General features: G+C 62.6%; 11 protein-coding genes. 3 read left to right on the top strand and 8 right to left on the bottom strand.

The genetic code is table 11. From position 1 onward, the window contains the following. Positions 1-5: 5 nt before the first annotated feature. The 3 genes from CWE01_RS26655 (at position 6) to CWE01_RS26645 (ending at position 3919) form a co-directional block, all read left to right on the top strand. Positions 6-1040, top strand: a complete 1035-nt coding sequence (locus tag CWE01_RS26655; protein ID WP_100943542.1) for an aldo/keto reductase — start codon at positions 6-8, stop codon at positions 1038-1040. Continuing rightward, complete coding sequence (locus CWE01_RS26650) at positions 1037-2470, top strand: NAD-dependent succinate-semialdehyde dehydrogenase (protein ID WP_100943541.1); 1434 nt, start codon at positions 1037-1039, stop codon at positions 2468-2470. Before CWE01_RS26655 ends, CWE01_RS26650 begins: the two co-directional genes overlap by 4 nt. 87 nt (positions 2471-2557) lie before the next feature. Next, positions 2558-3919 (top strand): MFS transporter, encoded by a 1362-nt coding sequence (locus CWE01_RS26645; protein ID WP_100943540.1) that lies wholly within the window; start codon positions 2558-2560, stop codon positions 3917-3919. Between the two features lie 133 nt (positions 3920-4052). On the opposite strand, the gene CWE01_RS26640 is transcribed toward CWE01_RS26645, so the two are convergent. The 8 genes from CWE01_RS26640 to CWE01_RS26605 form a co-directional block, all read right to left on the bottom strand. Next, the gene (locus CWE01_RS26640) at positions 4053-4928 is read right to left on the bottom strand and encodes a LysR substrate-binding domain-containing protein (RefSeq protein ID WP_100943539.1); all 876 of its coding nucleotides are present in this window, start codon (positions 4926-4928) and stop codon (positions 4053-4055) included. A 375-nt stretch (positions 4929-5303) separates the two neighbouring features. Then, complete coding sequence (locus CWE01_RS26635) at positions 5304-6485, bottom strand: hypothetical protein (protein ID WP_100943538.1); 1182 nt, start codon at positions 6483-6485, stop codon at positions 5304-5306. 139 nt (positions 6486-6624) lie between these two features. Then, entirely contained in the window at positions 6625-8265 is a 1641-nt protein-coding gene (locus CWE01_RS26630; protein ID WP_100943537.1) for an ABC transporter ATP-binding protein, read from the bottom strand. A gap of 2 nt (positions 8266-8267) precedes the next feature. Next, complete coding sequence (locus tag CWE01_RS26625; RefSeq protein ID WP_100943536.1) at positions 8268-9104, bottom strand: ABC transporter permease; 837 nt, start codon at positions 9102-9104, stop codon at positions 8268-8270. Beyond that, positions 9101-10054, bottom strand: coding sequence for an ABC transporter permease (locus CWE01_RS26620; protein ID WP_100943535.1), 954 nt, complete (start codon positions 10052-10054; stop codon positions 9101-9103). Before CWE01_RS26620 ends, CWE01_RS26625 begins: the two co-directional genes overlap by 4 nt. Before the next feature lie 74 nt (positions 10055-10128). Then, the gene (locus CWE01_RS26615; RefSeq protein WP_100943534.1) at positions 10129-11763 is read right to left on the bottom strand and encodes an ABC transporter substrate-binding protein; all 1635 of its coding nucleotides are present in this window, start codon (positions 11761-11763) and stop codon (positions 10129-10131) included. Positions 11764-12120: 357 nt separating this feature from the next. Further along, the gene (locus CWE01_RS26610) at positions 12121-13347 is read right to left on the bottom strand and encodes a Xaa-Pro peptidase family protein (RefSeq protein WP_100943533.1); all 1227 of its coding nucleotides are present in this window, start codon (positions 13345-13347) and stop codon (positions 12121-12123) included. A 178-nt stretch (positions 13348-13525) separates the two neighbouring features. After that, positions 13526-14407 (bottom strand): hypothetical protein, encoded by an 882-nt coding sequence (locus CWE01_RS26605; protein ID WP_100943532.1) that lies wholly within the window; start codon positions 14405-14407, stop codon positions 13526-13528. Positions 14408-14444 lie beyond the last annotated feature (37 nt).

Genomic DNA, 14444 nt, shown 5'->3' with positions numbered 1-14444 from the left:
GCGCCATGCAATACATTCGTCTGGGCAATTCCGGCCTGCAGGTTTCCAAGCTCTGCCTCGGCACCATGAACATGGGCACGCCGGACTGGAAACCATGGATCTTCGATGAGAAGAAAAGCGAACCGATCGTCAAGCACGCGCTGGACAACGGGGTGAACTTCATCGACCTGGCGGACTTCTATTCCGCCGGCGTCGGCGAGGAAGTGGTGGGGCGCATTCTCAAGCGCCTGACCCGTCGCGAGGACATCGTGGTGACCACCAAGGTCGGCTACGGCACCCGCAGCGGGATCAACGCCAGCGGCCATTCACGCAAGCACATCATGGACAGCATCGACGCGTCCCTCAAACGCCTGGATATGGATTACGTCGATGTTTTCATGCTGCATTACTTCGATGTGAACACTCCGGTCGAGGAAACCATGAGCGCCATGAACGACATCGTGCGTTCCGGCAAGGCCCGTTATATCGGGGTCTCGACCATGCTCACCGGGCAGTTGGCGAAGATCCTCATGGCCTGCGAGCGCAACGGTTGGGTCAAGCCGATCAACATGCAGCTGCAACTGAACTGCGCCTACCGCGAAGAAGAGCGCGAGATGCTGCCGTTCTGCCGCGACCAGGGCCTCGGCGTCTCGGTGTTCAGCCCGCTGGCGCGCGGCCTGTTGACCGGCGATGTGCAGTCGACCCGCAACCAGACCGACTTCTTCACCCAGCAGATGTACAGCGATGAAGCGTCTTTCGAAATCGCCCATTCGGTGCAGCGTGTCGCCCGCCGTCGCGGTGTCTCCAATGCGCAGATCGCCCAGTCCTGGGTGGTCAATCACCCGGGCGTGGATTGCATGCTGGTGGGCGCCGATACCACAGAGCAGTTCGATAGTGCCCTGGCGGCCCTGGAGACCCGCCTCGACGCCGACGAGCTGTACGAGTTGGAACGCAACTACACCCCGTGCGATGTGATCAACGACTACACCGCCGGCAAACGTATCCTGCGCTCGGCCCGTCCGGCCGAGGCAGCTTTCACCTTGACCGAGGCCGTGGCATGAGCGAGTTGATCCGTACCGGTAACTACATCGACGGCCAATGGTCCAGCGGTGGGCCGACTTACCCGGTACTGAACCCGGCCAATGGCGAGTTGATCGTTGATGTCCAACGCGCCGGCGCTGAGGAAACTGTCCTGGCCATTGCCGCCGCCGAGCGCGCCTTGTCGGCCTGGCGCAAGCTGACCGCCAAGGAGCGCAGCGTGCGCCTCAAGCGCTGGAGCGAATTGATGCTGAGCAATCAGCGTGAACTCGCCACTTTGCTCAGCCGCGAGCAGGGCAAGCCGCTGGCCGAGGCCATGGGCGAGGTGGTCTATGCCGCCAGTTTCCTGGAGTGGTTTGGTGAAGAGGCCAAGCGTGCCTATGGCGATGTGATCCCGAGCCACAAGGCCGATGCGCGGATCATCGTCACCAAGGAAGCCATCGGTGTGGTCGCGGCCATCACCCCCTGGAACTTCCCGCTGGCGATGGTCACCCGCAAGGTCGGTCCGGCCCTGGCCGCCGGTTGCACGATGATCCTCAAGCCTTCGGAAGAGACGCCGCTGTCGGCCTTTGCCCTGGCGGTACTGGCGGAGCAGGCAGGGATTCCGGCCGGTGTGTTCAACATCGTGTCCGGCGATGCGGTGGCCATCGGCGGTGCGCTGCAAGCCTCATCGGTGGTGCGCAAGCTGTCCTTCACCGGTTCGACCCGCACCGGCAAGTTGCTGATGCGCCAGGCTGCCGACACCTTGAAAAAGGTTTCACTGGAGCTGGGTGGCAACGCACCGTTTATCGTGTTCGACGATGCCGATCTGGACGCGGCGGTGAAGGGCGCGATGGCTTCGAAGTTCCGTAACACCGGGCAGACCTGTGTCTGTGTGAACCGCTTCTTCATCCAGGATGGCGTGTACGAGGCCTTCACCACCAAGCTGGCGGAGGCGGTCAAGGCGCTGCGGGTCGGCAATGCGCTGGACGGCGAAACCGAGCAGGGGCCGCTGATCAACAGTGCCGCCTTGAGCAAGGTCGAGCAGCATGTCGGCGATGCGCTGGAGAAGGGCGCCAAGCTGTTGTGCGGCGGTCGTCGCCATTCCCTCGGCGGGACTTTCTTCGAACCGACCATCCTTACCAACGTCGGCGATGGCATGCTGATCGCCCAGGAAGAGACCTTCGGTCCGGTGGCGGCGTGCTTCCGCTTCAAGGACGAGGCTGAAGTCTTGCGCCGAGCCAATGACACGCCATTCGGTCTCTCGGCGTATTTCTACAGTCGTGATATCGGTCGTGTCTGGCGCATGGCCGAAGGCCTGGAAGCCGGGATGGTGGGAATCAACGAAGGGATCATCTCCACCGAAGTGGCGCCGTTTGGTGGCATCAAGGAATCGGGCCTGGGGCGTGAAGGCTCGCATTACGGTCTGGACGACTACCTGGAAATCAAATACCTGTTGATGGGCGGCCTGTAACCCATCAGCGCCCCCTCCCACACAACCTGTGGGAGGGGGCGGTATCTGCTTTCAATTCTCCTTCAAGAACAATAACTGGAGACGAACATGTCCATACAGCCCGTCAAGATTGACGATCTGCCTATCGGTCGCTTCCATATCAAGATCGCCGGCCTGACCTTCGGCGCCCATTTCACCGACGGCTATATCCTCGGCCTGATCGGTATCGCCTTCACCCTGATCAGCCCGCAACTGCACCTCGATGCCTTCTGGCAGGGGCTGATCGGTGCCTCGGCGTTGATCGGCCTGTTTCTCGGCAGCCTGTTTTTCGGCTGGATCTCCGACCGTGTCGGCCGGCAGAAAATCTTCCTGGTCAGCTTCGTGCTGATCACCCTGGCTTCGGTGCTGCAGTTCTATGCCGAAACCGCGATGCAGCTGTTTCTCTGTCGGGTGCTGATCGGTATCGGCCTGGGCGGTGACTTCAGTGTCGGTCATGCGATGCTGGCGGAGTTCTCGCCGAGGAAACACCGCGGCGTGTTGCTGGGCTCGTTCAGCGTGATCTGGACCTTCGGTTATGTCGCCGCGACCTTTGTCGGCACCGCCATGCTCGGACTGGGTGACGATGCCTGGCGCTGGATGCTGGCCTCCTCGGCGATTCCCGCCGGCTTGATCCTGCTGGCGCGCATCGGCACGCCGGAGTCACCGCGCTGGCTGGTCAACCAGGGGCGTATCGCCGAGGCCCGGGCGGTGGTGCACAAACACCTGGGGGCGCATGTGGTGCTGGACGAAGAACAATCCACGCAAACCCGCTCGGGTTATGGCGTGTTGTTCAGCCCCGAGTATCGCAAGCGCACGGCGTTCAACTGCCTGTTCTTTGTCTGCATCGTCATGCCGTACTTCGCCATCTACACCTTCCTGCCGTCGATCCTGCAGAAGATGGGGTTGGCCGAGGGCTTCGGCACGGAGTTGCTGCTCAATCTGCTGTTGATCGTCGGTGCATTGATCGGCATCTGGTGCACGGTGAAGTTTTCCCGCCGGGGCTTTCTGATCAACTCGTTCATTATCCTGGCGGTGGCTTTGTTTCTGCTGGCGGTGTTGCCGGGCAGTGCGGCATGGCTGATGGTGTTGGTGTTCGGGTTGTTTACCCTGGTGCTGTCGGCAGTGAGCAACCTGGTGGGGGTGTTTCCGGCGGAGAGTTTCCCGACGGAAGTGCGGGCCAGTGGGATTGGTCTGGCGACGGCGGTCAGCCGTCTGGGGTCGGCGGTGAGTACCTTTCTGTTGCCGGTGAGTGTGGCGGGGATTGGCTTGAGTTCGACCATGGGGATCCTCGCGGCGATCCTGGCACTGGGTGCGCTGATCTCCTGGGCCTGGGCGCCGGAGACCAAGTCGCTGACCCTGAGTCAGGCGTGCAAGGCCGAGGAGGTGGTGCCGGCTGAGGTGGTCAAGCCGATGAAGGTGGCGACCCTGTAGGCCTCTTCGCGGGCAAGCCCTGCTCCTACAGGATAGCGTCGAACACAGACTTTATTTACGACGCAAAACTGTAGGAGCAGGGCTTGTCGGATCGCCGCACCGCCGCGAAGGCGTCCTCACAAACACTAAAAACTCAGGGATTGCTCACCAGGCTCAACCACTCGGTAAACAGCCGCACTTTCGACAACCCCTGCTTGTCATTCGCCACATCCAGCCAATAACCATACGGCCCGACCACCTCCACCGGGGTGATGGGCAGCAGGCTGCCATTGGCCAGTTCCTTGACGATCATCTGCCGATCGATCACCGCCAGTCCACCACCGGCCAGTGCGGTGTTGATCACCTGGTCCAGGGTGCTGAATTCCAGCCCTTGCCGGGCATCCACATCCTCCCGGCCCATGGCCGCCAGCCAGTTCTCCCAGACCTTGAGGCGCTTGCCGTCATGCAGGATATGCAGCAGGGGAGAGTGGCGCAGGTCCGGCGCCTCGCCCTGTTCGAACAGCTCCGGGCTCGCCACGGCGATATGCCGCTCCATCACCAGCAACTGACTGCTGCAATGCGGGTCCGCCTCCAGGCCGAAACGGATCTGGCAGTCGACCTCGGCGAGGCTGTCATGGCTGGCCTGGTTGGTCACGCTCAGGCTGATGTCCGGATAACGCTGACAGAAGGCCCGCAGGTGCGCCGACAACCAGCGGGTGGCCCAGGTCGGTGGCGCGAGGATACGCAGGCGCTGGCGCAGATTGGGCACCCGCACGGCTTGCAGGGCGCGTTCGATATGGTCGAAAGCATCGCCCAACTGCGGCGAGAGTGCCGTTCCCGATTCGGTCAGCGACAAGCCCCGTGGTGTACGCACGAACAAGGCGACGCCAAGGTAATCTTCAAGCTGCTTGATCTGTCGGCTGACTGCGCCCTGGGTCACGTTCAGGGACGCGGCGGCCTGGCTGAAGCTGCGATGCCGGGCGACTTCCTCGAACACGCGGAGCATGTTCAGCGAGGGCAGTTGACGCATGAAATAGATACTCCGGACCGGCTGGCACACAGCTGAAGAACACCGTATCGAAAGACGGGGTCGGGGCGTGTGGAGTCGGTTTATTGTTGTTATTTGACGTGCTTTTTCTGTAGGAGATATCTGACTATCAGCGGCGATCCGATGCAAGCGTTGCTTGCGGCTGTTGCATGAAATAGTCGGCGGGAATGGAAAAAGGTGGGAGAGCCCAGGTGCTCCCCCACAAAGATGCGCAACGAAATGAGGAGGTAAAAGGTGGGCGCTCGAACACGACGCAATCTCGTGGACGAGCGCCCATCTGTAGGAGCCGGCTTGCTGGCGATAGCGCCCGCGAGTGCGCTGCAAGACTCACGTGCTTGTCACCCGCAAGCAGCACCCTCAGAAGTAATAACCGATGTTCACATACAGCTGGTTTTTCCAGAGATCGGTACCGCCGGCCGCGAGGCTTTGGGTATAGCTGCTGCCACCGATGTAAGGGTCGTTCTTGCCGATCAGCCATTCGGTGGCGACCCAGAACTTGCTCACCGAAAACGAGGTGCCGAGAATCAGGCGTTGCGAGGTCTTGAAGTCATCCGCCGATTTGTCGAAGGCGCTGTAGTTGGCGTACAGCTTGATCCCGCTGATCTGGTCGAGCAGGTACTTGCCGTCGACGTCGTAGCTCAGGTCGGCGACGTAGAGGTTGCCGCGGCTGGCGACGTTGAAGGTGCCGTCATAACCGCCGAAGGTCACCACCTCGTTGCTGCCGGGATTGCGTGGTGACATCTGCTGGCGCGCCGCCTGCAATTGCAGGCCCCACGGACCGTCCTTGCCCAGGTAGTGGATGGCCACGGCGTTGCGTCGGCCGTCGTCACCGGTGTCGCGGTTTTCCAGGGTCGAGGTCAAACCCGAGATCCCCACCTCGGACTTCCAGTTACCCAGTTGGATGGCCTTGGCCAGGCGCACCACGGCGGTGTTGTGTTCCTGGTTGTTGCTGCCATCGGTCACATAGCTGTCGGCCCGGGAGACCACGGTGGAGTAGGTATCGCCGTTGCTGGTACCGCGCCCTTGCAGGGCCGGGCGCAGGTAGAAGCCGGCTTGCAGGTTCCAGTCGCCGCTCTGCTGGATGTATTTGGCGCCGACTTCTTCCACGTCTTCCAGGCCGACGACGTTGCCCAGGGTTTCATAGAAGGTGCTGCCGAAGTAGGGTTGCAGGCCGAACGGAATCTGGTTCAGGCCGACCTGCACCTGTTGGTCCGGGTTGAATTTGTAGCCGACCCAGGCCGTTTCGGCGAACTGCACCGCGCCGATGCGATCGGTGTACTGGTAAGGGTAGGAGCGCCCGTAGAAGCGATACTTGGCGGCGGCGATCCAGGTGTCGGAGTTGTACTTGGCGGTGAGGAACGCGGTGTCGAAGTCGAACTTCTGGATATCGCGATCCGGGGCGTAGTCCCAGCGATAACGGACGGCACCGCCGATGTCCAGGTTGTCGGTGACCTGGATCGCCATCGCGGGAGTGGAAAGGGCGCCCAACAGCGCCAGCGGGGTTAATGAGCGCAAGGCCCGGGTGGTGTTCAAGTTCATGGTCGCTCCGTCTCTTCTCTAGGTTTATTGTTGGCAACAGCCATCCCGGCCACGGCAAAAGCGCGGTCTGGATGAAAGGGGTAGGGCCCGCTACGACCAAGGCTGTGAACAGCGTCCAGTGGGTAGCGGGCCGGGAGGGTCAGCCGCCGGCGGCACTCAGGTCCGGTGCCGGTCCCGCCTGTGGCGGCGGTCGCACCGAAGCCCCGGGCGCGGCGGCCAGCAGGGTCTGGGTATAGCTATGTCGAGGGTGCAGCAGCACCTGCTCGGCGGTGCCGTACTCGACCACTTCGCCCTGGCGCATCACCGCGATGTGATCGCTGATCTGCGCCGCCACGCGCAGGTCGTGGGTGATGAACAGGATGCTCAGGTTGAGCCGTTGCTGGAGTTCGGCCAGCAGTTCCAGCACCTGTTTCTGCACCGAGACGTCCAGTGCCGACACGCTTTCATCGGCAATCAGGACCTGCGGACGCATGGCCAGGGCGCGGGCGATGCCGATGCGCTGGCGCTGGCCGCCGGAGAACTGCCGGGGCTTGCGTTTCAGCGCGTCGCGCTTGAGGCCGACCTGCTCCAGCAGATCGCCGGCTTCGATCCAGGCGTCCTTGGCCGACACGCCACGCAGTTGCGCGGCACGGGCGATGATGTCGCCGACCCGATGGCGCGGATTGAGCGAGCCGTAGGGGTCCTGGAAAATCATCTGGATCTGCCGCCGGCCCCGGGTCAGCGCCTCGCCCTTGAGGGCGAGGAAGTCGCTGTCGCCGAGCCAGACATGCCCGCTGTCGCTGTCCACCAGACGAATCGCCGCCTTGACCAGGGTGCTCTTGCCCGAGCCGGACTCGCCGACAATCGCCAGGGTCTTGCCCCGTGGCAGTTGCAGTGAGACATCCTTGAGCGCGCAGACCTGACGCCCTTCCACGTGATAGGTCTTGTTCAGGTGTTCGATCCGCAGGGCGATCTCACCGTCGGCGCAGGGCACGTGCAGCTCCGGGTTCAACGCCGGAACCGCGGCGATCAGCTTGCGTGTGTAGGCGTGGCGAGGCGCCTGCAAGACTTGGTCGCGCTCGCCGATTTCCACCAGCCGGCCGCCTTCCATCACGGCGATGCGGTCGGCGATTTCCGCCACCACGCCGAAGTCATGGGTGATGAACAGGATGCCGTGCTGGCCGCGCCCACGCAGTTCGCGGATCAGCTTGAGGACCTGAGCCTGGGTCGTCACGTCCAGGGCGGTAGTCGGTTCGTCGGCGATCAGCAGGTCCGGGTTCATCGCCAGGGCCATGGCGATCACCACCCGCTGGCATTGGCCGCCGGAGAGTTGATGGGGAAAGCTGTTGGCGATCCGTGGTGGCTCCGGCAACTGGGTCGACTCGAGCAACGCGAGCATGCGTTCGCGCCGCTCGGCCGCACCCATCTGCGGGGCGTGGATCTCGAAGATTTCCTCCACTTGCCGACCGATGCGGATCGCCGGATTGAGAGCCGCCATGGGCTCCTGGAAGATCATCGCGATGCGGTTGCCACGCAGGCCGCGCAACTGCGCTTCGGGCATGCTGCAGATGTCCTCGCCGAGGAAATCGATACGTCCTTCGCTGTGGCGCAGGCCCTTGGCGTAGTCGCCCATGATGGCCCCGGAGAGCACCGATTTGCCCGAGCCGGACTCGCCGATCACGCAGAGGATTTCGCCCTTGCGCACATCCAGGTCGATTTTCTGTACCGCATGGCTGCGGTCCGCGCCTGGCGGCAGTTCGATGGACAAGCCCTCGACGCGCAATACTTGTTGGCTGCTCATACTCAACTCCTTGTGCCTTTCTGGGCGTGTTCGTCCAGGCCGTCCGCCAGCAGGCTGAGGCCAAGCATCAGGGTGGAGATGGCAATGCACGGGAAGATCACCAGGTGGGGAAACGCGATGGCCATGCTGCGGCCTTCGTTGATCATGCCGCCCCAGTCCGGGGTTGGCGGTGGCAGGCCGAGGCCGAGGAAACCGAGGGCACCGATCATGATCGCGGTGTAGCCGATACGCAGGCAGAAATCGACGATCAGCGGGCCGCCGCAGTTGGGCAGGATTTCCACGGTCATGATCCGCAACGAGCTTTCACCCTGGGTGATGGCGCTGAGCACATAGTCCCGGGAACGCAGGTCCATGGTCAGGGCGCGCATGATCCGGAAGATCGCCGGGGCGCTGGTGAACGTCACCGCGATCAGGATATTCAGCGCCGAGGCGCCGAGGGCGATGATGATCACGATGTACAACACCAGCACCGGGAACGACAGCACGGTGTCGGCGATATAGGACAGCACCGAGTCGACCCAGCCATTGAAGTAGCCGGCGCACAGGCCCATGGCGATGCCGAAGGCAAACGCGGTGAGGGTCGCCAGGGTCGACCAGAGCAACACCGTGCGGGTGCCCCAGATCAGTCGCGAGAGAATATCGCGGCCCAGCACATCGGTACCCAGCAGGAAGGTCTGGCCGCTGCCGTCGTCGCTGAACGGTGTCAGCAGCGGGGTGAAGCTTTCCAGTGGGTCATGGGGCGCCAGCCAGGGGGCGAAGACCCCGAGGATCACCCAGCCGCCCACCAGGCACAGGCCCAGGGCCGCCAACGGGTTCTTGAATGCATGCAGAAGGTTCATCGGGCGCTCCCGCCAAGGCTGCGCAAGGTGATGCGCGGGTTGAGCCAGGTATAGGCCAGGTCGGAGAAGATCTTGGTCGCGCCCACCACCAGCGCACTGATCATCGCGCAGGCCTCGATCAGGTAGACGTCATGGTTCAGCGAGGCGGTGTAGAGCAGCGAGCCGAAGCCCTTGTAGGCGAAGAACACCTCGACCACGATGACGTTGGACAGCAGCCACGGGATGTACAGCATGATCACCGTGATGGGCGCGATCAGCACATTGCGCAGCGCATGGCGCAGCACGATGCGTGAAGTCGAGGCACCCTTGAGGCGGGCGGTACGGATGTACGGCGCCTGCATCACTTCGACCATCGAGGCCCGGGTGATCCGTGCCAGGTAGCCGACGCCGAACAGGCACAGCACCATCAGCGGCATCGCCAGTTGCAGGGCGCTGAAACCGTCGCTCATGCTGCTCACGCCCGGCAGCCAGTTGAGCCAGAAGACGAAGATCGCCGAGACGAACACCGCACTGGCGAAGTCCGGGATCGAGGTGGTGACGATGGACAGGAACGACACCAGGCGGTCCAGCGGCGAGCCCTGGCGAATCCCGGCCAGCACGCCGAGGGTCAGGGCCACGGGGACCATGATCAACAGCGCCAGACCGGCCAGCATCAGGGTCTGCCCGAGGTTGGGCAGCAGCAGGTCCATCACCGGTTCGCGAAAGTGCACCGAGGTGCCCCAGTGGCCGCTGACGAAGTCCTTCAGCCAGATCAGGTAACGCCACAGGAACGGTTGGTCGTAGCCGTGCTCGGTGAGCCAGGCGGCGCGTTGGTCGGCGGCGGAGTAGGGACCGAGGACGTTGATCGCGACGTCCTCGATATTCAGCTCCAGGGCGAAAAAAACGATCAGTGACACCGACAATAACGTCGCTGCCAGGGCCAGTAGCTTGCGCCACAGAAAATCAGCCATGTTTGCATGCTCCGGCTATACAGTTGCCGGCTCGCCGCACCGGGGTGGGCGAGCTCATTGTTTCAGAGGTCGGATCAGGCGCTGAGCCAGGTTTCGTTCATCGGGTAGAAGTCCGATGGATGAACCTGGAAGCCCTGGACCTTCTGCGACGTGGCGGTGAACTTGTCGGCCCAGAACGGCTGGACGATGACGCAGGCGTCCTGGAGGATCTGCTCGACGCTTTGCATCGCCAGGGAGCGCTGTTTCGGATCGACGATGCCCATGGCCTTGTCCAGGGCGGCGTCGAAGGCCGGGTCGCTGTAGTGGCTTTCGTTCCAGGCACCGCCGCCGCGGTAGGCCAGCTCCAGGGACATCACCCCCAGCGGGCGATGGGCCCAGTAGGTGAGGCTGAAGGCGGCCTTGTCCCAGATCGGCCAGTACTGGGTGGCGGGAATCACCTTGAGGTTGATGCGGATGCCGGCTTCCAGGCAGTTTTGCTGGAGGATCTGCGCGGTGTCCTGCTCGTAGCGACCCTGGGTGTTGCCGACGATCAGGTCGATGTCGATGCCCTTGGGGTGTCCGGCTTCGGCCAGCAGCGCCTTGGCCTGGGCCACGTCGCGGGTGCGCTTGGGCAGCGGGAAGTATTCCGGGTGCGAAGGTGCCACATGGTGGTCCTCGCCCAGGGTGCCCATGCCGCGGTAGGCGATCTTGAGCATCTGCGCGTTGTCGGCACAGAGTGCCACGGCCTTGCGGATGCGCAGGTCGTCGAACGGCTTCTGGTCCACGGCCATGCGCATCACCACGGTCTGTGCCGATTTGCAGGTCAGCAGCTTGGCGTTGGGCAGGCGCTTGGCCAGGTCCAGTTCGGCCACGGTGACGCGGTACAACACGTCGACCTGCCCGGCTTGCAGGGCGGCCAGTTGGGTGGACACGTCGGTGCCCATGTCGACATAGCGCAGCTCGTCCAGATAGGCCGGCTTGCCCCAGTAATCGGCGCGCTTGGCGAAGGTGGCTTCCTTGTTCACGGCGAACGAGGTGAGTTTGAAAGGACCGGTGCCGAGCGGATTTTTCGACCAGTCGTCACCAGCCTTGAAGCTGCGATGGACGATGGCGCAGGTGAAGGCGTTGAGCATTTCCGGAATCGCCAGGATCGGCCGCTTGAGCACCAGCTTGAACTGGTAAGGCCCGAGTTTTTCGAAGGAGGCGATGTCCTGGAACGCGGTGCGGTTGACCGACTTGGACTCGGCGCCGGTCCAGCGTTGGAAGTTGTGCTCGACGTCGTCGGCGTTGAAGGCGTCGCCGTTGCTCCACTTGACGTCCTGGCGCAGGTTGAAGACCCACTCCTTGAGGTCGTCCGAGGGCTTCCAGCTTTCGGCCAGGTACGGATGGGTGATGTTCTGTGCATCGACCCAGGTCAGGTATTCCAGGCTGTTGCGCATCAGGTTCGAGGCTTCGATCCAGGTGATGAGCATCGGGTCCTGGATTTCCTGGATAGCGCAGGCAAAACGCAGGCTGCCGCCGCTACGTGGGGTGCCGACTTCAGCCGCCTGGGCCGAGTCGCTGAACAGCACCGGGCCGAGGAAGCTGCCGGCGCTGGCGGCGGTGATGCCGAGCAGGGTGGCGGTGTGGAGGAATTGCCGGCGGCTGATCTGGCCGCGCTTGGCTTGGGTGCACAGGTCGTCCATGGCTGGATGCGGCGCGGAGCCGTCCAGGGTAGTCAGGTCTTTCATGAGCCTCTCCGATACTGGGGCGTAAATGCGTCTTTTGGGTGCCACTGCGAACAGAGGGTTGGCAGCTAGCGCTGGCGATCCAGGGGAAACCCTTGGTCGGTCAGGCAAAACGTCGACGGCAGTTCAAAGCGCGGAGCATTCAGGAGGCGGGACGTGAGGTTGGACATGGTGCGGCTCTCGTGTTGTTTTTATTTGAGATGCTCGCAGTTTTGTCATCTGGCTCCGGATGAACAAACGATAAATTCAGCGCAGGAAAATTCCTAAAACGCACATTACTGATTGCCCTCCCGCGCCAGACACGCTCCTGATGGCCCTACCTCGCGGGCTGAGTGCCGGCGCGGGGTAGGGCGGCAAGACTTAAACGGGCAGCAGGCGCGGGTCGAACGGATAGTCCGAGAGCAGTTCGATACCGTTTTCGTGGATGTAGATCTGCTCTTCGAGCTTGACCCCTTCACCGCCTTCGTCGTGGCCGATGTAGCTTTCCACGCAGATGGTCATGCCCGCCTCGAAGACCCCGTCGTAGCCCAGTGCATCGATGTCCTCGCGGTGCACCACGTAAGGGTATTCACCGGTCATGCCAACCCCGTGGGCCAGGGCGAAATAACGGTTGGCCTTGTAGTGGTCGGGGATCTTCCAGGCCAGCTCCGCATACTCCTTGAAGCTGCGCCCGGCCTTGAGCATTTCCATATTGGTCTGCACCTGCTCATAGGCCAGCTTGTACAGTTCCTGCTGCTTGTGGGTGGCGGCCTGTTCGCCACAGAGAAAGGTCCGCGAGAAGTCCGCGTAGTAGCCGAAACGACCGACCACATCGGTGTCCAGCGCCACCAGGTCGCCGGCTTCGATGGGCCGCGTGCTGCACTCCTGGAACCAGGGGTTGGTGCGCGGTCCGGAGGACAGCAGGCGGGTTTCCACATAGTCGCCGTCGGTGGCGATCACGTGTTGGTGCAGGTGTGACCAAAGTTCGTTTTCGCTGATGCCGGGTTTGAGCTTGCTTTCCATCAGTTTCACGCCGGCTTCGGTGGCACGCAGGCTGGCGCGGATCATCTTCAGTTCGTTTGGTACCTTGATGCAGCGCGCGCGCTCCAGCGGCTCCTGGGCATCGAAGACCTGGTAGCCGAGCTTTTGCAACTCGAAGGCCGCCGCCGAGGTGGCGCTCTCGATGGCGATGCGCTTGCCGCCCCCGCATTTGCGTACCAGGTCGTCGATTTCAGCGGCCCAGTCGGCGGTGACATTGCTCAGGAAGCTGTCGCAGAAGTAATAGGAGATCGCCTTGGCCGGGCGCACTTCGTCGACGGTATTCAGCGATTCGGCCAGGTGCAGGCAGCCGCCGAATTCGAAGACCACCACCGGGCCTTCGGCGGGAATAAAGGCATAACGCGCCGGGTTGCGCGCCGAGTACACCTGCATGTTGCGCGAGCCAGTGGCGTAGCGCATATGGGTCGGGTCGAACAGCACGCAGGCGGCGTAGTCGCGCTTTTTCAATTCGTTGCGTACCCGTTGCAGGCGGTCCAGCTGGATTTGCTGGATCTCGGCGTAGGTGGGTTCGCAGTCGGCGGGGTTGCGGTTGGGGCCGGAAAGACTCATGGGGTGTTCCTCGCTAATACCGGTCGGTGATGGAAATTCGTTCTTATGGGCACAGCAGTATTTATTGGGTGCGTAGGATCTGTAGGAGCCGGCTTGCTGGCGATGGCGTCCGATCAGGCGATGCAAGATTCACTGGCCCGATTGCCAGCAGGCTGGCTTCTACAAAGGCTGCGTGTATTCAGTCGAGCAGTTGGTCGCTGCGCACCCGGCTGCGCTCGGCCTGCAGATGGGCTTCGGAGAGCCGCCCGTAGAGCTGCTTGGTGCGCTCGGCGCGGCCAATGATTCCGGGCTTCTCCGAGTAGGCGAAAATCGCGGTATTGCGCTCGACCGCGCCTTCGACACGGGTCACCCGGTGCACCGAAAACCGCCCCTTGAAGATCTGCAGGTCGCCGGGATTGAGCTCCAGGTATTTCACCCGGCTGCGGTCCTCCCCCCGCACCACCTGGCCCACCGCGCCGAGGTTTTCCGCCGTGCGCGAGCGGATCATCGGCGCGTATTCGAACAGGCCGCCGGCCTCGGGCTTCTGGGTCATCATGCTGACGATGAATTCGTTGGTGTCGAAGTGCCAAGGCTGCTGGGTGCCCTCCGGCATTACATTGATCACCAGACCGGCAAAGGGGTCGGCATATTCGAAAATCTCAGGTTCCCCCAGGCAGGCACTGATGAAACGTTTCATCATCGGCGAGACGTAGAGCCGGTGAATGATCGCGTCCGGGGCGATCATGTCGCGGGTCACGAAGCCGCTGGTGCGCTCCATGAAGGTGCGACGCGGGTCTTCGGCCGGCAGGGAGGGATCGTCTTCGGTGAAGTAGGCATTGACCTTGCGCACCGAATAAAACGTCTTGTCCGAAAGCGCCTGGCCTTCGAGGCGAGCCTGTTCCAGTACTTCGGGACGCAGGAAGTTCTTCAGCAGGCAGCAACCGTCGATGGCCAGTTCGGCACGGGCATGATCGATCAGCGCCTGTAATTGGACATGGCCCGAATCATGAATGGGATAACGTTCGGTGTTGACGATATCGCTGATATCACCCACTTCGGCATCGGCAAGTTGAAGGCTCATTTCGGGCTCCTGAAGTTAACGATCATTAGTCGCCAGT

The organism is Pseudomonas sp. QS1027 (assembly GCF_002814235.1).
Classification (GTDB): domain Bacteria; phylum Pseudomonadota; class Gammaproteobacteria; order Pseudomonadales; family Pseudomonadaceae; genus Aquipseudomonas.
The sequence above is the reverse complement of the archived record's forward strand: the minus strand, read 5'-3'. Positions and strand labels throughout refer to the sequence as shown.